Annotated in this window: 17 protein-coding genes; 12 read left to right on the plus strand and 5 right to left on the minus strand. The window is 65.5% G+C overall.

The window, feature by feature from the left end; genetic code table 11:
- Both AC56LW_RS08610 and AC56LW_RS08615 read right to left on the minus strand, forming a co-directional pair.
- A complete protein-coding gene (locus AC56LW_RS08610) occupies positions 1 to 717 on the minus strand; it encodes an anti-sigma factor (protein ID WP_499633493.1) in 717 nt (238 codons plus the stop codon).
- Complete coding sequence (locus tag AC56LW_RS08615) at positions 714 to 1,307, minus strand: sigma-70 family RNA polymerase sigma factor (RefSeq protein WP_499633495.1); 594 nt, start codon at positions 1,305 to 1,307, stop codon at positions 714 to 716. The genes AC56LW_RS08610 and AC56LW_RS08615 overlap by 4 nt, the downstream gene beginning before the upstream one ends.
- A 241-nt stretch (positions 1,308 to 1,548) precedes the next feature.
- Here AC56LW_RS08615 and AC56LW_RS08620 point away from each other — a divergent pair, with 241 nt between their 5' ends.
- The 10 genes from AC56LW_RS08620 to AC56LW_RS08665 all read left to right on the plus strand — a co-directional run bounded on the left by AC56LW_RS08620 (position 1,549) and on the right by AC56LW_RS08665 (position 13,874).
- Positions 1,549 to 2,526: a ferritin-like domain-containing protein gene (locus tag AC56LW_RS08620; RefSeq protein ID WP_183549775.1), complete on the plus strand. Its 978-nt coding sequence runs from the start codon at positions 1,549 to 1,551 to the stop codon at positions 2,524 to 2,526.
- A gap of 144 nt (positions 2,527 to 2,670) precedes the next feature.
- Complete coding sequence (locus AC56LW_RS08625; protein ID WP_499633497.1) at positions 2,671 to 3,633, plus strand: ABC transporter substrate-binding protein; 963 nt, start codon at positions 2,671 to 2,673, stop codon at positions 3,631 to 3,633.
- A 7-nt stretch (positions 3,634 to 3,640) separates the two neighbouring features.
- Complete coding sequence (locus AC56LW_RS08630; protein ID WP_499633499.1) at positions 3,641 to 5,173, plus strand: sugar ABC transporter ATP-binding protein; 1,533 nt, start codon at positions 3,641 to 3,643, stop codon at positions 5,171 to 5,173.
- 59 nt (positions 5,174 to 5,232) lie between these two features.
- A complete protein-coding gene (locus tag AC56LW_RS08635) occupies positions 5,233 to 6,240 on the plus strand; it encodes an ABC transporter permease (protein WP_332530431.1) in 1,008 nt (335 codons plus the stop codon).
- Positions 6,237 to 7,202, plus strand: coding sequence for a galactofuranose ABC transporter, permease protein YjfF (yjfF, locus tag AC56LW_RS08640; RefSeq protein WP_499633501.1), 966 nt, complete (start codon positions 6,237 to 6,239; stop codon positions 7,200 to 7,202). Before AC56LW_RS08635 ends, yjfF begins: the two co-directional genes overlap by 4 nt.
- 14 nt (positions 7,203 to 7,216) lie before the next feature.
- A complete protein-coding gene (locus AC56LW_RS08645) occupies positions 7,217 to 8,164 on the plus strand; it encodes a glycoside hydrolase family 43 protein (protein ID WP_499633503.1) in 948 nt (315 codons plus the stop codon).
- A 4-nt stretch (positions 8,165 to 8,168) separates the two neighbouring features.
- Positions 8,169 to 9,110, plus strand: coding sequence for a LysR family transcriptional regulator (locus AC56LW_RS08650; protein ID WP_183549798.1), 942 nt, complete (start codon positions 8,169 to 8,171; stop codon positions 9,108 to 9,110).
- A 179-nt stretch (positions 9,111 to 9,289) separates the two neighbouring features.
- Positions 9,290 to 12,163 (plus strand): hybrid sensor histidine kinase/response regulator, encoded by a 2,874-nt coding sequence (locus AC56LW_RS08655; RefSeq protein ID WP_499633505.1) that lies wholly within the window; start codon positions 9,290 to 9,292, stop codon positions 12,161 to 12,163.
- 70 nt (positions 12,164 to 12,233) lie between these two features.
- Entirely contained in the window at positions 12,234 to 12,929 is a 696-nt protein-coding gene (locus AC56LW_RS08660; RefSeq protein ID WP_499633507.1) for a fumarylacetoacetate hydrolase family protein, read from the plus strand.
- Positions 12,930 to 13,016: 87 nt separating this feature from the next.
- Positions 13,017 to 13,874, plus strand: a complete 858-nt coding sequence (locus tag AC56LW_RS08665; RefSeq protein WP_499633509.1) for a hypothetical protein — start codon at positions 13,017 to 13,019, stop codon at positions 13,872 to 13,874.
- Positions 13,875 to 13,889: 15 nt separating this feature from the next.
- Here AC56LW_RS08665 and AC56LW_RS08670 read toward each other — a convergent pair whose 3' ends face one another.
- Positions 13,890 to 15,440 carry a methyl-accepting chemotaxis protein gene (locus AC56LW_RS08670; protein WP_499633690.1) on the minus strand — a complete coding sequence of 517 codons (1,551 nt, stop codon included), beginning with the start codon at positions 15,438 to 15,440 and terminating at the stop codon, positions 13,890 to 13,892.
- 191 nt (positions 15,441 to 15,631) lie between these two features.
- Positions 15,632 to 16,657, minus strand: a complete 1,026-nt coding sequence (locus AC56LW_RS08675) for an asparaginase (RefSeq protein ID WP_499633511.1) — start codon at positions 16,655 to 16,657, stop codon at positions 15,632 to 15,634.
- Positions 16,658 to 16,918: 261 nt separating this feature from the next.
- Between AC56LW_RS08675 and AC56LW_RS08680 the strand changes: the two genes are divergently transcribed.
- On the plus strand, positions 16,919 to 17,302 hold the full coding sequence (locus AC56LW_RS08680; RefSeq protein ID WP_499633513.1) for a hypothetical protein: 384 nt from the start codon (positions 16,919 to 16,921) through the stop codon (positions 17,300 to 17,302).
- On the opposite strand, the gene AC56LW_RS08685 is transcribed toward AC56LW_RS08680, so the two are convergent.
- Complete coding sequence (locus AC56LW_RS08685; protein ID WP_332530380.1) at positions 17,288 to 18,154, minus strand: pirin family protein; 867 nt, start codon at positions 18,152 to 18,154, stop codon at positions 17,288 to 17,290. The genes AC56LW_RS08680 and AC56LW_RS08685 overlap by 15 nt on opposite strands.
- 125 nt (positions 18,155 to 18,279) lie before the next feature.
- Here AC56LW_RS08685 and AC56LW_RS08690 point away from each other — a divergent pair, with 125 nt between their 5' ends.
- Positions 18,280 to 19,842: a dipeptidase gene (locus AC56LW_RS08690; RefSeq protein WP_499633515.1), complete on the plus strand. Its 1,563-nt coding sequence runs from the start codon at positions 18,280 to 18,282 to the stop codon at positions 19,840 to 19,842.
- Positions 19,843 to 19,982 lie beyond the last annotated feature (140 nt).

Raw genomic sequence — 19,982 nt, forward strand, 5'->3', positions numbered from 1 at the left:
CTACAGCATCCGCACCCAGTTGCCCTTGTACAGAATCGGTCCAGTCGGTCCACCGGCGCCGGGCGAACCGCCGCGCGGTTCGAGCGAGACGGCCAGCGTGGCGATGTCGTCGCCGATGGCGCCGCCGGTCAGCGGCAGCTCGATCGCGCCTTCCGGCGGGATCACGCCGAGCGAGCGGGGTGCGCCTTCCTTCGGAACGGCCCACAGCTGCAGCGATTTGTCGGCGGCGACCGGTGCGTTCTCGACCAGGCGCGCCGTGAACACGCGACGCTCGCTGTCGGCGGTCAGCAGCAACGCCGTGCGGGCCTTGTCATCGATTAGCGTGGCGACCAGATCGACCTGCGGGGCCTCCACCAGCGTCGAGCGCAGTATGCCCACCATCAGCAAGGTCGCGGCCAGTGATGCCAGGCTCAGCGAACGCCAGAACGTCAGCGACTCGGTGCGCCAGAACTGCCAGGCCGCGTGCGCACGTTGTTGAGCCTGGCCCAGGCCCAGACGGCGCTCGATCGCGCGCCATACCTGGGCACGCGGTGTCTGCGCACCCGAGAATTCGGCCATCGGCATCAGGCGCTCCTGCCATTCGGCCGTCAGGCGCCGCAGGACCGCGTCGTCACGCAGATAGCGTTCGAAACGCCGGCGCGCGCCGCCCCTGAGCGTGCCGAGGACATATTCGGCCGCCAGCTTGTCGCACAGTTGCGGGTTGTTGCTGATATTCATGCTCGTTCGCCTTTAACCAGGCACGTCTTGAGCCGCTCCAGGCTGCGGCGGATCCAGGTCTTGACGGTACCAATCGGTATCGCCATCTGCTGCGCCACTTCGCTGTGCGACAGGTCGTGGAAGAAGGCCAGGCCAACGACTTGCCGGTGCGCGCCTTCGAGCAACGACATGCAGTAGGCCAGCGCCTTCGCATCATGGCTGATGAGCAGCGCGTCGATCGGCGTGGCGCGCGGGTCCTGCAGGGCCGCCATGATCTCGGCATCGAAGACAGGGCCGTCGATGTCGAGATCGTGGGCACAGCGGCGCAGCAGGTCGAGCGATTTGTTGCGCACGATCGTCGTCATCCAGGTCATGGGCGCGGCCAGGTGGCGCTGGCAACCGGCGGCGCCGTTCCAGATTGCCACGAATCCATCTTGCAGTGCTTCTTCAGCCAGTTCGCGCTTGCCTAATATACGTAGCGCGTAGCCAAACAGTTTCGGGGAAATCGTGTCATACAACGCGCGAAAGGCTGCCGCGTCACCTTGTGCTGTGCCGTGCAGCCATGTTGCCAGCTGTTCGGGATCGGGATGAAGGGTATCTGGCACTGCCATCCTTGGAAGTTGTGTGAGTGAAAAATCCGGTGATATTGACAATATCATATCGTCCCGCCAGCGCCCGCACGGATGGCCGACACCCTGGTTGAATAGTTTTTTTGAAATAGTTGAAACCGATTCAATCGTGCGTCAGTACAAGCTATACGCGCTGCATCAGCGGTGGCAGTCAGGTTTCCTGACTGAAATACCTGAGCAGACGCCAGCCCATTTACTTGATCGCATCAACCGGAGACACACCATGACAGACACGAATGTGACATTGGCACTGCTCGAATCACGCAAGGAAAAGCTGGAAAAGCGCCGCTCGTTCTTCAAGAACGTGGGAGGGATCAGCGTCGGTATGGTAGGCGGCACCTTCCTGTCCGCCTGCGGCGGCTCGGTCAAGGACGCGATTGCGCAGGCCGCGCAGCCGACCGACATCGACATCCTCAACTTCGCGCTGAACCTCGAGTACCTCGAAGCGCAGTTCTATTCGTACGCGGTGTTCGGCACCGGCCTGGCTGCGAGCCTGACAGGTGGCACGGGCACGCAGGGCGCCGTGACGGGTGGCCGCGCAGTCGCATTCAAGGATCCGCTGGTCGCGCAATACGCCAAGGAAATCGCGCAGGATGAAATCGCCCACGTGGGCTTCCTGCGCGCAGCGCTCGGTTCGGCGGCGGTTGCCCAGCCGGCCATCGACATCGGCGGCACCGATCCGAACGGCGCGTTCTCGAACGCTGCCCGCGCGGCCGGCCTGGTGGGCCCGGGCGTCGCCTTCGACCCGTATGCCAGCGATGAAAACTTCCTGCTCGGCGCGTTCATCTTCGAGGACGTCGGCGTGACCGCGTACAAGGGCGCCTCGCCCCTCATCACGAACAAGACGTTCCTGGAGGCGGCAGCCGGTATCCTGGCGGCCGAGGCGTACCACGCCGGTATCGTGCGCACCGTGTTGTACACGAAAGGCTTGACGGCGCCGACGCTGCGCACCGCAGCCACGGCGATCTCGAATGCGCGCGACAGTCTCGACGGTTCGACCGATGTCGATCAGGGCATCGTGAATGCCACCGACAGCACCGTGTCGAACATCGTGCCGCTCGATAAGGATGGCATTGCGTTCAGCCGCACGCCGGGCGACGTGCTCAATATCGTGTATCTGACCAAGGAATCAGTCACGATGGGCGGCTTCTTCCCGCGTGGTGTGAACGGACTGCTCAACATGAGTTCCGCCTACGTCTGATAGCCAGTAAGACCAGCGTGATGCGGTAGCCTTCTGCCGCATCACGCTGGATACCAGAAAAAGTATCACTCGGCGCAAAAAATTGATTGGATCAGTATCACGCTTTGTCCTACGATTGCAGAACAACAATATCGGAGACAAGTGATGCGATTCACCCGCAGGAAGTTCCTGGGCGTAGCCACGGCCGCCACTTTTGCAGCAACCCACCCGGCACTCGCCGCCAAGCCTCTCACCATCGGCTTTTCGCAGGTCGGCGCCGAGAGCGAATGGCGCACCGCCAACACCACCTCGATCAAGGACGCCGCCAAGAAGGCCGGCGTCGTCATGAAATTCGCCGACGCCCAGCAGCGTCAGGAAAACCAGGTCAAGGCCATCCGCTCGTTCATTGCCCAGCGCGTCGACATCATCGCGTTCTCGCCCGTCGTCGAATCGGGCTGGGACACCGTGCTGCGGGAAGCCAAGGCCGCGAAGATCCCCGTCATCCTCACCGACCGCGGCGTGAAAGTGGCCGACCCCTCGCTGTACGTGACGCTGCTCGGTTCCGACTTCGTGGAAGAGGGCCGCCGCGCCGCCCGCTGGCTGGTCGAGCACGCGAAGAAGAACCCGGGGCGCGCCTACAATATCGTCGAGCTGCAAGGGACCGTCGGCTCGGCACCGGCGATTGACCGCAAGGCAGGCTTCGCTGAAGTGATCAAGGGTGAGCCGCGCCTGAAGATGCTGCGTTCGCAAACCGGCGACTTTACCCGCACCAAGGGCAAGGAAGTGATGGAAGCGTTTCTCAAGTCCGAGGGCAAGAACATCACCGTCCTGTATGCGCATAACGACGACATGGCCATCGGTGCCATCCAGGCGATCGAGGAAGCTGGCATCAAGCCCGGCAAGGACATCCTCGTGATCTCGATCGATGGCGTGCGCGGCGCATTCGAGGCCATGTTGCAGGGCAAGCTGAACGTGACGGTCGAATGCAACCCGCTGCTCGGTCCCCAGCTGATGCAGGCCGCGCTGGCGGTCAAGGCGGGCAAACCGGTCCCCAAACGCATCGTGGTGAACGAGGGCGTGTTCCCGGCTGAAGTGGCCGCGAAGGAATTCCCGAACCGTCGCTATTGAGGCGGCCATGCTTCCCACGACAACGCAGGTGCCGGTCCTGGAAGTGACCGGCATCCACAAGCAGTTTCCCGGCGTGCGCGCGCTGTCGGATGCGGGCCTGCGCCTGTATCCGGGCGAAGTCCACACGCTGATGGGCCAGAACGGCGCGGGCAAGTCCACGCTGATCAAGGTGCTCACGGGGGTCTACCAGCCCGATCGCGGCAGCATCGTGTTCGCTGGCGAAGCGATCGCGCCGCGCTCGACGCAGGACGCGCAGGACCTGGGCATCAGCACCGTGTACCAGGAAGTGAACCTGTGCCCGAACCTGTCGGTCGCCGAGAACATCTTCATCGGCCGCTACCCGCGGCGCTGGGGCATGATCGACTGGCGCCAGATGCGGCAGCAGGCGCAGGCACTGTTGACGCGCCTGCAGGTGCACATCGACGTGCGCCAGCCGCTGGCCAGCTTCCCGCTGGCGGTCCAGCAGATGGTGGCCATTGCGCGCGCGCTGAGCATTTCGGCGCGGGTGCTGATCCTGGACGAACCCACATCGAGCCTCGACGAAGCCGAAGTCCAGCTGCTGTTTTCCAACCTGCGCGCGCTGCGCGAGCAGGGCATGGCGATCCTGTTCGTGACGCACTTCCTGGAGCAGACCTACGCGATCTCGGACCGCATCACCGTGATGCGCAACGGCGAGCGGGAAGGCGAATACCTGTGCGGCGACTTGTCGCGCCTGGCGCTGGTCAACAAGATGATCGGTGCTGCGCCCGATGCCCAGGCGCTGCCTGCCACCGGCCAGCAGGCGGCGCAGGCGCCCAGCGCCGTGGCGGGCGAGATTGTCCTGCGCACGCGCGGCGCCGCCCGGCGCGGCGTGCTTGCGCCGCTGGACCTGGTGCTGCGCAAGGGCGAGCTGTTGGGCCTTGCCGGCTTGCTGGGGTCCGGCCGCACCGAAACCGCGCGCATGCTGTTCGGCGCCGACCGGATCGACAGCGGCGCGATCGAGATCAAGGGCCGCGCGCGCGCCCTTGCCACGCCACGCGATGCCATTGCGCACGGAATCGGGTTCTGCTCCGAAGACCGCAAGCACGAAGGCGCGATCCTCGACCTGTCGGTGCGCGAAAACCTGATCCTGGCCCTGCAGGCGCGCCAGGGCCTGCTGCGCGCGATTCCGCTGCGCCGCCAGCAGGCGCTGGCCGATCACTATGTGCAGCAACTGGGGATCAAGACGGCCAGCATCGAGACGCCCATCGGCACGCTCTCGGGCGGCAACCAGCAAAAGGTGCTGCTGGCGCGCTGGCTGGCCACCGAACCAAGCCTGATGATCCTCGACGAACCGACGCGCGGCATCGACGTGCGCGCCAAGCAGGAGATCATGGATTACGTCACGAGCCTGTGCCGCAAGGGCATGTCGATCCTGTTCATTTCGTCCGAACTGCCGGAAGTGCTGCGCGTGAGCGACCGCATTGTCGTCATGCGCGACCGCAAGGCCTGCGGCGAGTACCGGCGCGGTGAACTCGACGACAGCACGGTGCTGCACGTGATTGCCGGGGAGGGCGCGTGATGGCCGTCAACGACATCCCGGCGCTGCAGCCGCCCGCGCGGGCGCCTTTGGCATCGCGCATGCTGGCGCACCGCCTGTTCCGGCCCCTGGCCGCGCTGGCCGTGCTGCTGCTGATCGACTTCCTGCTGATTCCCGGCTTCTTTCACCTTGAGGTCCGTGACGGCCACCTGTATGGCGCGCTGGTCGACATCGTCAACCGCGCGGCGCCCCTGATGCTGGCGGCGATCGGCATGACGCTGGTGATTGCCACGCGCGGCATCGACATCTCGGTCGGCGCCGTGGTCGCGCTGTCCGGCACCGTCGCCTCGATGCTGATTGGCGGCACGATGGTGATGCAGGATGGCGTGCCGGTGTATCTGGCCGACACGCCGATGCTGGTGGCGATTGCCGCCGCCCTCGGCGCAGCGCTGCTGTGCGGCCTGTGGAATGGCGCGCTCGTCGCCGGCCTGGGCCTGCAGCCGATCGTCGCGACGCTGATCCTGATGGTGGCGGGGCGCGGCCTGGCCCAGTTGCTCACCGATGGCCAGATCGTCACAGTCTACTACCAGCCGTACTTTTTCCTGGGCAGCGGGTATCTGTTCGGCTTGCCGTTCGCGCTGTTTGTCGTGGCCGTGGTGTTCGGCGTCACGGCGCTGCTGCTGCGCCACACGGCGCTGGGGCTGTTCATCCAGGCGGTGGGCATCAACCCGGTGGCGGCGCGCCTGGCCGGTATCCGCACGGCGGCGCTGATCGTGTTCGTCTACGTGTTCGCGGCCACCTGCGCCGGCATGGCGGGGCTGTTGATCAGTTCCAACGTGAAGAGCGCGGACGCCAACAACGCCGGCCTGATGCTCGAACTCGATGCCATCCTGGCCGTCACGCTGGGCGGCACGTCGCTCGCGGGCGGCAAGTTCAGCCTGGCCGGTTCGCTCGTCGGGGCGCTGATCATCCAGACGCTCACCTACACCATCTATTCGCTGGGCGTGCCGCCCGAGGTCAATATGGTCGTCAAGTCGGTTGTCGTGTTCCTGGTCTGTATCTCGCAGTCAGACCAGTTCAGGCAGTTGTGGCAGCGGAGGCGCGCATGAATGTCCGCCTGATTGCGAAGGCCCCGTCCTTCACATCCCTGGTCACGGTGGCGCTGCTGGTGGCGATGCTGCTCGTCGGCGGCGCGCTGTACGACGGCTTCCTGTCGCTGCAAGTGCTGCTCAATCTCCTGATCGACAATGCGTTTTTGCTCGTGATCGCGATCGGCATGGGCTTCGTGATCCTGTCCGGCGGGATCGACCTGTCGGTAGGCGCCGTGCTGGCGCTGGCGACGATGATCGCGGCCTGGCTGCTGCAGGTGGCGCACTGGCCACCGCTGGCGGTGATCGCGTTTGTGCTGCTGCTCGGCGCCGGCTTTGGCGCGGGCATGGGGGCGATCATCCATTACTTCCGGCTGCAGCCGTTCATCGTCACGCTGGCCGGCATGTTCCTCGCGCGCGGCCTGTGCTACCTGATCAGCATCGAGTCGATCACGATCGACGATCCGCTGTTCGTGGCGATGTCGCAAACCCAGCTGCCGTTTTTCGGCGGCTTCCTGTCGCCCGGCGCACTGATCGCGCTGGGCATGCTGGGCCTGGCCATCTGGCTCGCGCACTACAGCGGCTTTGGCCGCGCCGTGTATGCGATCGGCGGCAATGAAACCTCGGCCGCGATGATGGGACTGGCGGTCGGACGCACCAAGGTGCTCGTGTATGCCCTGAGCAGCTTCTGCGCCGCACTGGCCGGCGTGCTGTTCGCGTTCTACATGCTGTCCGGCTACGGACTGCATGCGCAGGGTACCGAACTCGATGCCATCGCCGCCGTCGTCATCGGCGGCACGCTGCTCACGGGCGGCTACGGCTACGTGGCCGGCGCGCTGTCGGGCGTGCTGGTGCTGGGCACGATCCAGACGCTGATCGCCTTCGACGGTACGCTCAGTTCGTGGTGGACGAGGATCGTGATCGGCGGCCTGCTGTTCGTGTTCTGCGTCGTCCAGCGCGTGATGGCATTCGGAAGAAAATAAAAGAAGGAGACACCATGAAACACACCATGTTCGCCGCGCTGCTGTGCGCGAGCGCCTGCGCGCAAGCCGCCAACCCGATCGTCCGGGACATCTTCACGGCCGACCCGGCCGCGCTGGTCGACAAGGGCCGCGTGTACCTGTACGTCGGCAAGGATGACGCACCGGCGGGCGGCAAGGATTACGTCATGAACGAATGGCGCGTCTACTCGAGCTGCGACATGCAGCGCTGGACGGACCACGGCTCGCCGCTGCGTTATTCCACCTTCAAATGGGCCGGGCGCGATGCCTGGGCCTCGGACATCGTCCGGCGCGGCGACAAGTATTATTTCTATTCGACGGTCGACCATGCGACGATTCCCGGCAAGGCGATCGGCGTGGCTGTGTCGGACAGCCCGACCGGCCCGTTCGTCGATGCACTGGGCCGGGCCCTCGTGACGAACGACATGACGAAGCAGACGCAGATCCTGTGGGATGATATCGACCCGGCCGTGTTCATCGACGACGATGGCCAGGCTTACCTGTATTGGGGCAATACGGTCATGAAGTATGTAAAACTCAAGCCGAACATGATCGAGTTTGACGGCCCGATCCAGACCACCGGCCTGGACAATTTCGTTGAGGCGGCCTATGTGCACAAGCACAAGGGCACGTATTATCTGACCTACTCGCGCCACTTTCCCGAAGAAACCGTGGCCATGCGCGGTCCGGGCGTGCATGGGCCGTGGTCGATGGATGGCGTCATCATGGAAAAGAACACGAATGTGAAGACCATCCACCAGGCAATCGTCGACTTCAACGGCAAGTCGTACATCTTCTACCATAACGGCAAGCTGCCCACGGGGGGCGAATTCCGCCGCTCGGTCGCGGTCGAGGAGTTGCACTACGCGCCGGACGGCAAGATCCTGCCGGTCGCGCAAACGACCGCCGGCCCTGCCGCCAATCCATCGCCGGGCTGCACGTGATCTGATGGAGACGACCAACCCCAACTGGTTCTTGAAGGCGCGCCTGAAAACGCGCCAGTTGCTGCTGCTGATTGCGCTGGATGATTACCGCAACATTCACCGGGCGGCCGAAGAACTGCACATGACGCAGCCGGCGGCATCGAAACAGGTCAAGGATCTGGAAGAGATGCTCGACGTGCGCCTGTTCGAACGGCTGCCGCGCGGGATGGAGCCGACCATCTACGGCGAAACGATGATCCGCCACGCCCGCATGGCCCTGACCAGCCTGGCGCTGGCGCACGACGACATCGTCGCGCTCAAGGCCGGCCTGGCGGGCCAGGTCGAGGTAGGCGTGATCATGACGCCGGCAATGGCGCTGCTGCCGCGCGCCATTGCCCGCATCAAGGAGCAGGCGCCGCTGCTGCGCATCGGTGTGCAGCTTGAGTCGAGCAATGTGCTGCTCGATAAGCTCAAGCATGGCACGCTCGACTTCATGATCGGGCGCATCCTCGAGAAAGAAGATTCCACCGGGCTGATCTACGAAGAACTGACCGAAGAGCCGGCCTGCGCGGTCGTGCGACCCGATCATCCTTTGTTGGAGAGTAAGAACCTGACGCTCGAGGAACTGGTCGGGCGGCCCTGGATTCTGCCGCCACCGGGCAGCATCCTGCGCCATCGCTTCGACATGATGTTCCTGCGCGCCGGTCTGCAGCCGCCGGTGAACGTCGTCGATACGACAGCGCTGTTGCTGGTCACCGCGCTGTTGCAGCAAACCGACGCATTGCACGTGATGCCGCAGGAAGTCGCGCAATATTATGCGTCGCTGAACGTGATGCGGATCTTGCCGATCGATTTGCCCTGCAAGATGGATGCGTTTGGCATCATCCGGCAGCAGGATCATCTGCTGTCTCCGGGCGCCGAGTTGCTGCTGGGCGCCGTGCGGGCGGCTGCTGCAGAGATTTACTAGGCTTGTGGCATCCCCGCCACGCTCGCTCGACACCTCCGGTGTAACGGGCGCGGTCCCGTTTGCTTGCTCGCTATAATCGCCCCAACAAGAATATATTGGCGGCGCTGCAGCAGGGCAGGATCAGATGTTTCAGGATATCGAGCTCGCCAGCCTTGCAAGAACCACACTGGGTATTCCTAATGAGTAATCTGAGCGGCTTCATGCCGATGGTCGGCGGCAGTTCCACGCTGTCCGGCGACCCCGCCGTACTGGATGCGCCTGCACCAGTTCTGGCTGCGCCGTCGGCGCCGTTTGCGTCTTCTCCTGCAGCATTTGCCCCTCCACCCGCATCCACCGAGCGTGCGCTGGCCGGGCTCGCATACTTGCATCCGGATGCCTGGCCCGAAGGCCTGCGCGCCATCGCCGACCTCATTCAGGCGTCGCGTTTCCCCATGTTTCTGGCGATCGGCCGCGAGCTGCGCCTGTTCTACAACGACGCGTATTCCGACCTGCTGGGTGACAAGCACCCGGGGGCGCGCGGCGCGCCGTATGCCAGCGTGCGTCCCGAGTTGTGGGAGCGCATGCGGCCGTATTTCGACGAAGTCCTGGCCGGCGAATCGGCCCAGCTCCAGCACGCGCTGATGGAATTCGAGCGCAACGGCAAGCGCGAACGGCGCTTTTTCTGCGTGTCCCTGTCGCCCGTGCGCCATGCAGGGCAGGTGGCCGGTGTCTATTGCGTACTCACCGAAACGACATCCGACGTGCTGTCCGATTACCGTCATGCCTTCCATCAGAAGCTCGGCGAAGCGCTCGACGGCCTCGATGACGCCGCCCACATCATGCGCGCGACGAGCGCCATGACCGGGCAGACGCTGGGCGTGGCGCGCGTGGGCTACGGCGAAGTCGACGTCCTTGGCCGCACCGTCAGCATCGACCGTGACTGGACCGATGGCCGGATGGCCAGCCTGGCCGGCAGGTCGTATCCCCTTGACGCGTTCGGTCCGGTGGTCAATGCCAAGCTGCGCCAGGGGCGCAGCGTGCGCATCGACGACGTCGATGCCGACGAACGCAGTGCGCCGCATGCCGCAGCCTACGACGCCATTGGCGCGCGCGCGCTTGTGATGGTGCCGATCATCGAGGAAGGGCGTTTGTGCGCCGTGTTCTACCTGCACGAACCGATGGCGCGCCACTGGACCGAACAAGAAGTGGCCCTGGCCGAGGACGTGGCGCGCCACACGCGTGAAGTGGCGCGCCGCTCGCGCGTCGAAGAAAGCCTGCGCGACGAGAGCCGTATCCTCGAAACGGTCAACCGCGCCGGGCGCGCGCTGGCCTCGACGCTCGACCTGGACACGCTGGCCCAATCGATCACTGATGCCGGGGCCGAACTGAGTGGCGCGCGCTTCGGCGCGTTCTTCTGCAACCCTGCAGGCCGGGGCGACCCGCTGCACGATCCGGTGGATGCGCCGATCGCCACCACGGCGCATGAACAGATGCGCCTGTACGCGCTGTCGGGCGCGTCGCGCGAGCAGTTCGACCGGCTCGCGCCCCCGACGGCGGCCATCTTCCGCCCGCTGATCGAAGGCGGGGCACCGGTGCGCAGCGACGACATCACCTGCGATCCGCAGCACGCTGCGCTGGTGGCCGACGGCACGCCGCTGGCGCAGCTGCGCGTACGCAGCTATCTTGCGGTGCCGGTCTTGTCGCAATCGGGCAAGGTACTCGGTGGCCTGTTCCTCGGCCACCCGGCGCCGGCCATGTTCACCGAACGCACCGAGCGCATGGTTGCCAATCTCGCCGCGCAAGCTGCCGTCGCGATGGACAATGCGCACCTGTACGAGATCGCGCAAACGTCGGCGCTCGAACGCGATGCGCTGCTGCAGAGTGAGCGCCTGGCGCGCGTGCAGGCCGAGCGCCTGAGCCATACCAAGGATGAATTCCTGGCCATGCTGGCGCACGAGCTGCGCAATCCGCTCGCGCCGATCAGCAGCTCGGCCAGCTTGCTGAGCATGCAGTTCGCGAACGAACCGCGCATCTGCCAGACCAGCTCCATCATCAGTCGCCAGGTCAAGCACATGAGCCGCCTGATCGACGACCTGCTCGACGTGTCGCGCGTCACGCGCGGGCTGGTCAAGCTCAAGCTGGCGACGGTCGATTTTCGCGATGTCGTGAACGGGGCACTCGACCAGACCCGCCCGCTGGTGCTCGAAAAAGCGCACCACGTGACGGTGCAGCTGCCCGAGACGCCCGTGTATGTGCGGGGCGACCAGACGCGCCTCGTGCAGAGCGTGGCCAACATCGTCGGCAATGCCGCCAAGTACACGCCCAGGGCCGGCACGCTGGCGCTGCGCCTGGTGGCCGGCGACGGACGCATGATGCTCGAAGTGCGCGACAACGGTTCCGGCATGCCGCCCGACCTGGTGCCCAATGTGTTCGACCTGTTCACGCAGGGCGCACGCACGCTGGCCCGCTCGCAGGGCGGGCTGGGACTGGGCCTCACGCTCGTCAAGCGCCTGATCGACCTGCACGATGGCGAGGTCACCGCGCACAGCGATGGCGTCGGCTGCGGCAGCACGTTCACGCTCTGCCTGCCTTGCGTGAGCGCGGGCGCCGGCAGTAATGACGACGACGCTGCGCCGCCGTCCGAGGCCGACCCGGTACGCGCTGCGCTCGGCCGCCAGCTGCGCGTGCTGATCGTCGACGACAACACCGACGCAGCCGACAGCCTGGCCACGCTGCTGCAGGTGCAGGGCCACGCCACTGCCGTCGAATACGACGCCGCCTCGGCCCTGCGCCGCGCGCGCGTCGAGCATCCCGACGTGATGCTGATCGATATCGGCCTGCCCGACATCGACGGCTACCAGTTGGCATCGAGCCTGCGCGCGCTGCCTGACATGGCGGCCACCGTGCCGGTGGCGGTGACCGGCTATGGCCAGGCGAAGGACCGCGAACGGGCGCTCGAGGCCGGCTTCGTCCATCATCTGGTCAAGCCGGTCGACATGACGGCGCTCGTGCGCATCCTGGATGCGAGCGCGGCGCAGGCGGCGCAGGCCGAGGCAACGGCCGCATCGGTCTGAGTCTGCGCCGTAGTCTTGCCGCCTTTCATGGCGGGAGTATGATGATGCTCCTGTCAATGAAAGGATGAGCATGACCAAATTCGTCATCACCGCACCCGACACGGCGTCCGTGGCCGTCGCCGGTTCCAGCGCCCGCTTCCCGGTGCGCCGCGTGTTCTGCGTGGGCCGCAACTATGCAGCGCACGCGCGCGAAATGGGCAGCGACCCGAATCGCGAACCACCGTTCTTCTTCACCAAGCCGGCCGATGCCATCGTACCGGCCAGCGGCGCGGTGCCGTATCCGCCATCGACGAATGACCTGCACCACGAGATCGAACTGGTCGTGGCGCTGAAAGCCGGCGGCAAGGACATCGACGCGGCGCAGGCGCTCGATCTGGTGTGGGGCTATGGCGTGGGCCTGGACCTGACCCGGCGCGACCTGCAGGCCGTGGCCAAGGACGCGGGCCGGCCATGGGACATGGCCAAGGGCTTCGATGCGTCGGCCCCGTGCAGCCCACTGCATCCGGTCAGCGACGTGGGGCATCCGGCCCAGGCGCGCATCTGGCTGGAAGTGAACGGCACGCTGCGCCAGGAAGGCAACCTCGATGAAATGATCTGGCCCATCGCGGACGTGATCGCGTCGCTGTCGCGCCTTGTGACGCTGGCGCCGGGCGACCTGATTTATTCGGGCACGCCGTCCGGTGTCGGCGCCCTGCAGCCGGGTGACCAGGTGCGCGGCGGCGTCGACGGCGTCGACACGTTCGAGCTGACCATCGCGCCACGCTGACGGTCAGCTTCTCCAGAATCTTTGTTCTGCGTCAACACGTGCGGAATTTGATACGCTAGGGATATCGGCGCGCGTGGGGAGGTGGCAATGACACAAGTTGCATTGATAGCAGTGCATGGCATGGGCGAGACCTTGCCCGACTATGCCGACGGCCTGATGGCGGGGCTGCGTACCCGCCTGGATGCGCTCGCCAGCCAGGTCGTCATGCGCTCGGTCTACTACCAGGGCATCCTGCACGATAACCAGCGCCTGGTCTGGGATCGCACCGCAGCCACCGGCCAGGTGCGCTACGCCGCGCTGCGCAAATTCGTCCTGTACGGCCTGGGCGACGCCGCCGGGCTGGAAAACCGCAAGGAAGATCCCGGCTCCGTCTATGAGCAGGCCCAGGGCGAGATCGCCAGCGCGCTGCTGTCGGCCCACGCCGCGCGGCCCGGCATGCCGGTCGTGTTCGTCGCGCATTCGCTGGGCTGCCAGGTGCTGTCGAGCTATCTGTACGATGCGCAGAAGGCGGCCGCCGGCAAGCCGGTCGGCGCGGGTATCTGGCGTGATATCGGTGCCTGGGCCGGTGCAACGCTCGGCCGGCTGCTGACAGCAAGCGAACTGGCGTTCATCGGCGGCGGCACCTGCGTCGGGCTGGTCACCACCGGCTGCAATATCCCGATTTTTGTGGCTGCGCACCAGGAAATGCACATCATCCCGATTGCGCCGCCGACGTCGCTGTTCAAGTGGATCAACTTCTATGATCCCGACGACGTGCTGGGCTGGCCGCTGCAGCCGCTGTCAACCGGCTACCGCACGCTGGTCGAGGACCGCGCGATCAATGCCGGCGGCGGGGTGGGGGACTTGTTGCTGCGCAGCTGGAATCCGCTGGCGCACAACACCTACTGGGACGATGACGCGGTGCTGGACGCCATCGCCGCGATGCTGCGCCGGCTGGCGGCGTAGAGGGCTTCCCGGCGCCTAGGCCGCCAGCGCCGGCACCGCGCGCGCTGCCAGTTGCGGGCGCATCTGCCCGCCGCTCTTGCCCAGTTTGAACGCGGCGGCCACCTGCGCCAGTTGCGCTGCCTGCTCCTGCATGCTCGCTGCCGCCGCGGCAGCCTGCTCGACCAGCGCCGCGTTCTGCTGCGTCACGTGGTCCATCTGCGTGATCGCCTCGTTGACCTGGTTGATGCCCACGCGCTGCTCCTGCGTGGCGGTGGTGATCTCGGACATCATGTCGGTCACCCGTGCCACGCTGGCCACCACGTCGTCCATCGTGGTGCCGGCCTGTTGCACGAGCGCCGTGCCGGCATTCACCTGCGTCATCGAGTCGCCGATCAGGCCCTTGATTTCGCGCGCCGCGCCGGCCGAGCGCTGCGCCAGGTTGCGCACTTCGGATGCCACGACCGCAAAGCCGCGCCCCTGTTCGCCGGCACGCGCTGCTTCCACGGCGGCATTCAGGGCCAGGATATTGGTCTGGAAGGCGATGCCGTCGATCACGCCGATGATGTCGACGATCTTGCGCGCCGAGGCGTCGATCGAGCCCATCGTGTCGACCACCTGGCCGACGATGGCGCCGCCACGCGCCGCAACATCCGAGGCCGTTTTTGCCAGGCCGTTGGCCTGCACCGCATTGTCGGCATTCTGGCGCACGGTGGCGGTCAGTTCTTCCATCGAAGCAGCCGTCTCTTCGAGCGAGCTGGCCTGCTGCTCGGTGCGCGCTGACAGGTCGAGGTTGCCGGCGGCGATCTCGCTCGACGCCGTCGAGATGGCATTGGTGCCTTGCTGGACCTGCGAGACCACCCGCACCAGCGAGCCGTTCATCGTTTCCAGCGCGCGCATCAGGTCGCCGACCTGGTCTTTCGGATAGCTCGCGAACGTGTGGCCAAGGTCGCCCGAGGCGACCGTTTCGGCCACGTCGAGCGCGGCGTCCAGCGGCCGGGTGATGCTGCGCGTGACGAGCACGGCCGCCACGGCGCCGATCGCCGTCGACAGCAGGGCCAGCAGCAGCACCAGTTGCGTGCTGCGTTCGTTTGCCGCCTCGATGGCCAGCGCCGTCTGGTCGATGCTCTTGCGCTGGATCTGCAGCAGGCTCTGGACCCGGGCGCCATAGGCGGCAGCAGCTGGCGCGAATACCTGTTCATAGGCCTGTTCTGCCGCGGCCGAGTCACCCGACGTGCGCGCGTTCATCACGGTTTCCTTGGCCTTCTGGTAGGTCTTGCGCAGGCCCAGGATGTCCTGCAGCGTGGCTTTCTCTTCGGGCGAGTCGAGCAGGGCTTCGACTTTCTTGAGGATGACCGTGGTATCGGCAACGCTATCCTTGATCGGCTTGGCGAACACGGCCGACAGGGTGCTGTCGGTGCTGCGCGCGATCAGCGAGGTGCGCGCGATGGCCGAATAGGTCAGCACATACCAGTCCGAGACCAGGCGTTCCTTGGTCAGGGGCTTTTGCATCATCTGCTGCGTCGCCTCGGCGCTGGAACGCGTGGTGTAGAGGGCGAACGAGGTGCCGGCCAGCGACAGGACGAGCATCGTGGCAAAGCCAAGGGTGAGGCGGGAGCCGATACGGAGATTTTTTAACACGATGTCATCACTTTGAAGAAAGGATTGAGCGCCGAGGAAATGCCTTGCGGCAAGTATCAACCCTTTAAGCTTCAAATGAAATAGCAAGAAGACAGGATGTTGTAATGACGCCGCACAAGCCGGATGCGGCGTTATCTGGCTTATGCCTGACGCGCCAGCTTGAACAGCGTACGGATGTCACCGGCCACGGCGCCGCGCGCATTCTTGATGACAGGCTGGCGATAGCGTTCGAGCAGCTCGCGCCGCGCCGCGTTCAGCAGGCCCAACTGGTCGAGCACCGCGTACACGGTCGGGTGCAGCGCGCGTACATTGCCATCGGTGATCTTGATCGCGATGCCGATCCCGGCCGAGCGGATGCCGATCGCCTGCACGGCGTCGGCGCCGATCTTCGTGACCCAGTCGCCACCGCCCGCCGTCATCCAGTGCAGGTCGGTGCGCTCCTCGCCCGAGACCAGATCGGGGCGGGCGATCATTGCGTCGCGCAGCGTGCCCATCGCGCCGCCCAGCTGCGGGTCTTGCGGGCCATGCGCGAGGCGCGCGTACAGGTGCGCCAGGCGACTGAGCGGCATCGCGTAGTTGGGGGCCGAACAGCCGTCCAGGCCAACCGGCATGGCTTCGGGCACCATGCCGATGGCGTCGGCCAGCGTGCTGCGCACGGCCTGCTGCAGCGGGTGTGCGCGATCGACGTAGTTCGCCGTGGGTGCATCGTGCAGGCGGCACCAGGCCAGAAAGCCGCTGTGCTTGCCGGAACAGTTGTGGTGCAGCGGCGTCCAGTGCGCGTCCTGCGGAGGCTTCTGGCCGGTGAACTCGTAGTGCAGCGGCACCGCGCAGCCGCATTCGAGGTGGCCGGGGTCGAGCCCGATCTTGTTCAGGATCGAGCTGACGCCGTCGAGATGCTTGTCTTCACCCGAATGGCTCGCGCACAGCAGCGCGACTTCGTCGCCGGAGAGGCCAAAGCGCGCCGGGCCGTCGGCCAGGATGAAGGGAAGGGCCTGGAACGGCTTGAGCGCCGAGCGCGTGAAGGTGGGGTAATCCGGGTCGCCGGCGGACCACAACAGGCGGCCGTGCGTGTCGACGACGGCGACCGATCCAAGGTGCACGTTCTCGATCACGTTACCGCTGTCGGGGTAGCCGCGCGTGGTCGCGGCGAGGGGAATGACTGGCATGGGAGAGGGTACATTGGCGTTGGAGGAACCCTACTGTACGACATACCTACGCAATGCAGACACACAGTTGAAATAAGGCGCGCTTTCATATATGCACCTCCCGTTCACCCCGCCGATTGCGCACTTCGTCGTGCATTTCCGGCGCTTGATGCCCCTGGTGCTTGAACAGGTTTTGCGGCTCGCTAGACTGGCTTCATCGTCAGGCAACGCAGCGCTGGCGACACGGACTTCTTCGCCACCGACCTGAAAGGAATTTCCATCATGCGCCTCTCCCGCCTCGCCTTCTTCGCCGCCGCTGCTGTTGTCTCGCTGGCCAGTACCGCCCAGCCGATAACTGCAACCAGCCCTGACGTCGTCAACGTGCACGCTGCGCAGCCAAAGAAAGTCTATATCGATCCGCTGATGTACAAGCGCATGCAGGGCGCCTATAAACTCGAGGACGGGCGCACGCTGCACGTGACGGGCAAGAGCCGCAAGCTGTACGCCGACCTGGGTGACGGGCCGCAGGAAATCGTCCACGTGGGCCGCGACCGCTTCGAGGCGGTCGGCAAGGACATGAGCGTGCGCTTTGACGGCGGACCGTTCCCGCACACGGTGCACCTGAAGGACGATGCCGGCCGGGTGCTGGCGTCAAGCCAGCGTTGAGCCGAAGCGGCCGGCCTGGTAGTCGGTGATCGCCTGCGTGATTTCATCGCGGGTGTTCATGACGAACGGCCCGTGCGAGACGACCGGTTCGCCGATCGGATCGGCATGCCCGAACAGCAGCAGCGAGCCGGACTCGGCGACGATCTCGAGCGCGTCGCCCTCCGTGCTCAGCTCCACCAGTTGGTAAGCGTTGGCGAGATCGCCGTGGTGACCCACGCCGATGCGTCCACGCACCACATACAGCAGCACGTTGCGACCTTGCAGGCCGGTGATGCGCAGTCGCCCGCCGGCCTGCATCGCGACCGTGCTCATGAACACGCCGGTCAGCGATTGCACCGGGCCCGTGCTGCCGTCCCACGCGCCCGCGATCAGGTTCAGCGTGACCTTGCCATCGTCGAGCGATAACGCGGGAATGCGGTCCTGCTGCACGCCGGTGTAGGCAGGCGCCGTCATCTTCAGGCGCGCCGGCAGGTTGACCCATAACTGCAGGATCTCGAGCGGGCCGCCCGTCTCCAAAAACGCGCGCGGCGAGACCTCGGCATGCACGATGCCGCTGCCGGCCGTCATCCACTGGATGCCGCCGGCATGGATCACGCTTTCATGGCCGGCGCTGTCGCGGTGGGCCAGCATGCCTTCGACGATGAAGGTGACGGTCTCAAAACCCCGGTGCGGATGCGGACCAAATGGCAGGCCGCGGTTGTGCGGACCATAGGTCTGCGGACCATGATGATTCAGGAACAGGAACGGATCGATCTGGTCGAGCTGCGGCGAGGGCACGGGGCGCTGCGTGAGCAGGTCGCCGATGTCGTCGCGCAGCGCGGCGTGGGTGCGCAGGAAGGTCTTGTCAGTCATGGTGTGGATGCCGTTTAGTCAGGATGCGTAACGATACGCTGAAAGTGGCTGTCGCGTTCACAGCGGTGGCAGAAGACGCTATGCTGGACGTTTGCGTGTCTGCAACCCTTGGAGATCGGCCCCGTATGTACAAGAACGCCTGCCTTGCCAGCCTGTTGCTGGCTTCATCCACTGTCCTGGCTGCCGCACCTGCTGCCGCACCTGCTGCCGCATCTTCTGCATCCTCGGCTGCAGCGCCCAGCGAGGCCGCCGTCAGCGCGGCCAAGTATGCGGTGGCCACCTACCGCAACGACGTCATCGACACGCTGGCCAAACTGGTGAGCTTCAATACGGTGGCCGATCCGCGCTACCCGTCGGACCAGAACCCGGTGCATGCCGCGTTCAAGGCCACGCTCAAGGCAGAAGCCGAACGCATGGGGCTCGACTACACCGATCACGGCTGGACGGTCGTCATCGGCCTGGGCAAGGGAACAGAGCGCGTCGGCATCGTCACGCATGGCGATGTGCAGCCGGTGGACCCGACCAAGTGGAAGAAGTCGCCGTTCGTGCTGGACCGCACGAGCGAGCCGGGCAGACTGATCGCGCGCGGCGCCGAGGACGACAAGGGCCCGATCGCCACCGCGCTGTATGCGATGAAGACGATCCGCGATCGCCAGATTCCGCTCACCAAGCGCATTGAACTGTACGTGTACATGGGCGAGGAATCCGACTGGGGCCCGCTGACCGAATTTCTCAAGACGCACGTGCCGCCGCAGATGAGCATCACGCTCGACGCCGAGTATCCGGTGGTGACGGCGGAGAAGGGCGGCGGCCTCGTGGCCGTGACGGTGCCGAAGGCCGGCGCGCAGGCGCCCGTGGAGGGCGATGCCTACATCGCCGCGTTCGGGGGCGGTTCGTTCAACACGCAGATTCCGGAAGACGCCGAAGCGCTGGTGGCCAATGCGACGCCACAGATCGAAGGCCAGATCCGCGCGCGCGGCGCGCAGCACGAGGGCATGACCTACACCTACACGTGGCAGGGCAAGGACCTGGCGGTGCGCGCCAAGGGATTGTCGGCCCACTCGTCCAAGCCGCAGGAAGGCGTGAACGCGGTGAGCATGCTGGCCGATGCACTGGCCGTGCGGCCGTGGGCCAATACGACCGCCGGCGGCGTCGTCAACTACCTCAACGAGATGGTGGGCACGGGTTACTACGGCGAGAAATTTGGCAGCGGCGCCGGCAACATCGCCTACCGCCACAAGTTCATGGGCCCGCTCACCTTCAAGCCGACCGTGATTCGCCAGCTGGACGACGGCATCGAAGTGGCGATCAATGTGCGCCGCCCGCAAGGCAAGACGGGCGCGCAGCTGACCGATGAAATCAACGCCGCACTGAGCCAGTGGCAGGCGCGCCAGGTCCCGCTCACCAACATCAAGGTCGGCGTGCGCGATCCGTGGGTGCTGAACGACGCGCCGCAGGTGCCGACGTTGCTGGCGACCTTTGCCTATTTCACCGGCATGAAGGATGCGAAGCCGGTCGCCATCGGCGGCGGGACCAACTCACGCCTGTTCCCGAATGCCGTCAGCTTCGGGCCATCGATGCCGGGCCAGAAATATTCCGGGCATTCGGAGCACGAATTCATCACGACCAAGCAGCTGCTGCTGAACCTGCAGATGTACACGTCGGTGCTGGTCGAGCTGGCGCGCTGAGCAAGCGCGCTCTGCAGCCCTGCAGGAATGCCGAAACTTGCCACGGCTGACCTGTAGGGCTGCTTCTTGCCAGGTAGTGTAAAAACTTCTAATTTTTACGTAGGCGCCGGACTACAATATCCCTGCCGTGGAGTGTCCGC

Source organism: Telluria sp. LT2P80 (genome assembly GCF_059685955.1).

Excerpts from the sequence above, each read along its gene's own strand:
- AC56LW_RS08655 (WP_499633505.1), top strand. The coding sequence starts at position 9,290 with ATGAGTAATCTGAGCGGCTTCATGCCGATGGTCGGCGGCAGTTCCACG.
- AC56LW_RS08690 (WP_499633515.1), top strand. The coding sequence starts at position 18,280 with ATGTACAAGAACGCCTGCCTTGCCAGCCTGTTGCTGGCTTCATCCACT.
- AC56LW_RS08630 (WP_499633499.1), top strand. The coding sequence starts at position 3,641 with ATGCTTCCCACGACAACGCAGGTGCCGGTCCTGGAAGTGACCGGCATC.
- AC56LW_RS08625 (WP_499633497.1), top strand. The coding sequence starts at position 2,671 with ATGCGATTCACCCGCAGGAAGTTCCTGGGCGTAGCCACGGCCGCCACT.
- AC56LW_RS08665 (WP_499633509.1), top strand. The coding sequence starts at position 13,017 with ATGACACAAGTTGCATTGATAGCAGTGCATGGCATGGGCGAGACCTTG.
- yjfF (WP_499633501.1), top strand. The coding sequence starts at position 6,237 with ATGAATGTCCGCCTGATTGCGAAGGCCCCGTCCTTCACATCCCTGGTC.
- AC56LW_RS08610 (WP_499633493.1), bottom strand. The coding sequence starts at position 717 with ATGAATATCAGCAACAACCCGCAACTGTGCGACAAGCTGGCGGCCGAA.
- AC56LW_RS08680 (WP_499633513.1), top strand. The coding sequence starts at position 16,919 with ATGCGCCTCTCCCGCCTCGCCTTCTTCGCCGCCGCTGCTGTTGTCTCG.
- AC56LW_RS08645 (WP_499633503.1), top strand. The coding sequence starts at position 7,217 with ATGAAACACACCATGTTCGCCGCGCTGCTGTGCGCGAGCGCCTGCGCG.
- AC56LW_RS08650 (WP_183549798.1), top strand. The coding sequence starts at position 8,169 with ATGGAGACGACCAACCCCAACTGGTTCTTGAAGGCGCGCCTGAAAACG.
- AC56LW_RS08620 (WP_183549775.1), top strand. The coding sequence starts at position 1,549 with ATGACAGACACGAATGTGACATTGGCACTGCTCGAATCACGCAAGGAA.
- AC56LW_RS08635 (WP_332530431.1), top strand. The coding sequence starts at position 5,233 with ATGCTGGCGCACCGCCTGTTCCGGCCCCTGGCCGCGCTGGCCGTGCTG.
- AC56LW_RS08615 (WP_499633495.1), bottom strand. The coding sequence starts at position 1,307 with ATGGCAGTGCCAGATACCCTTCATCCCGATCCCGAACAGCTGGCAACA.
- AC56LW_RS08660 (WP_499633507.1), top strand. The coding sequence starts at position 12,234 with ATGACCAAATTCGTCATCACCGCACCCGACACGGCGTCCGTGGCCGTC.
- AC56LW_RS08670 (WP_499633690.1), bottom strand. The coding sequence starts at position 15,440 with ATGCTCGTCCTGTCGCTGGCCGGCACCTCGTTCGCCCTCTACACCACG.
- AC56LW_RS08675 (WP_499633511.1), bottom strand. The coding sequence starts at position 16,657 with ATGCCAGTCATTCCCCTCGCCGCGACCACGCGCGGCTACCCCGACAGC.
- AC56LW_RS08685 (WP_332530380.1), bottom strand. The coding sequence starts at position 18,154 with ATGACTGACAAGACCTTCCTGCGCACCCACGCCGCGCTGCGCGACGAC.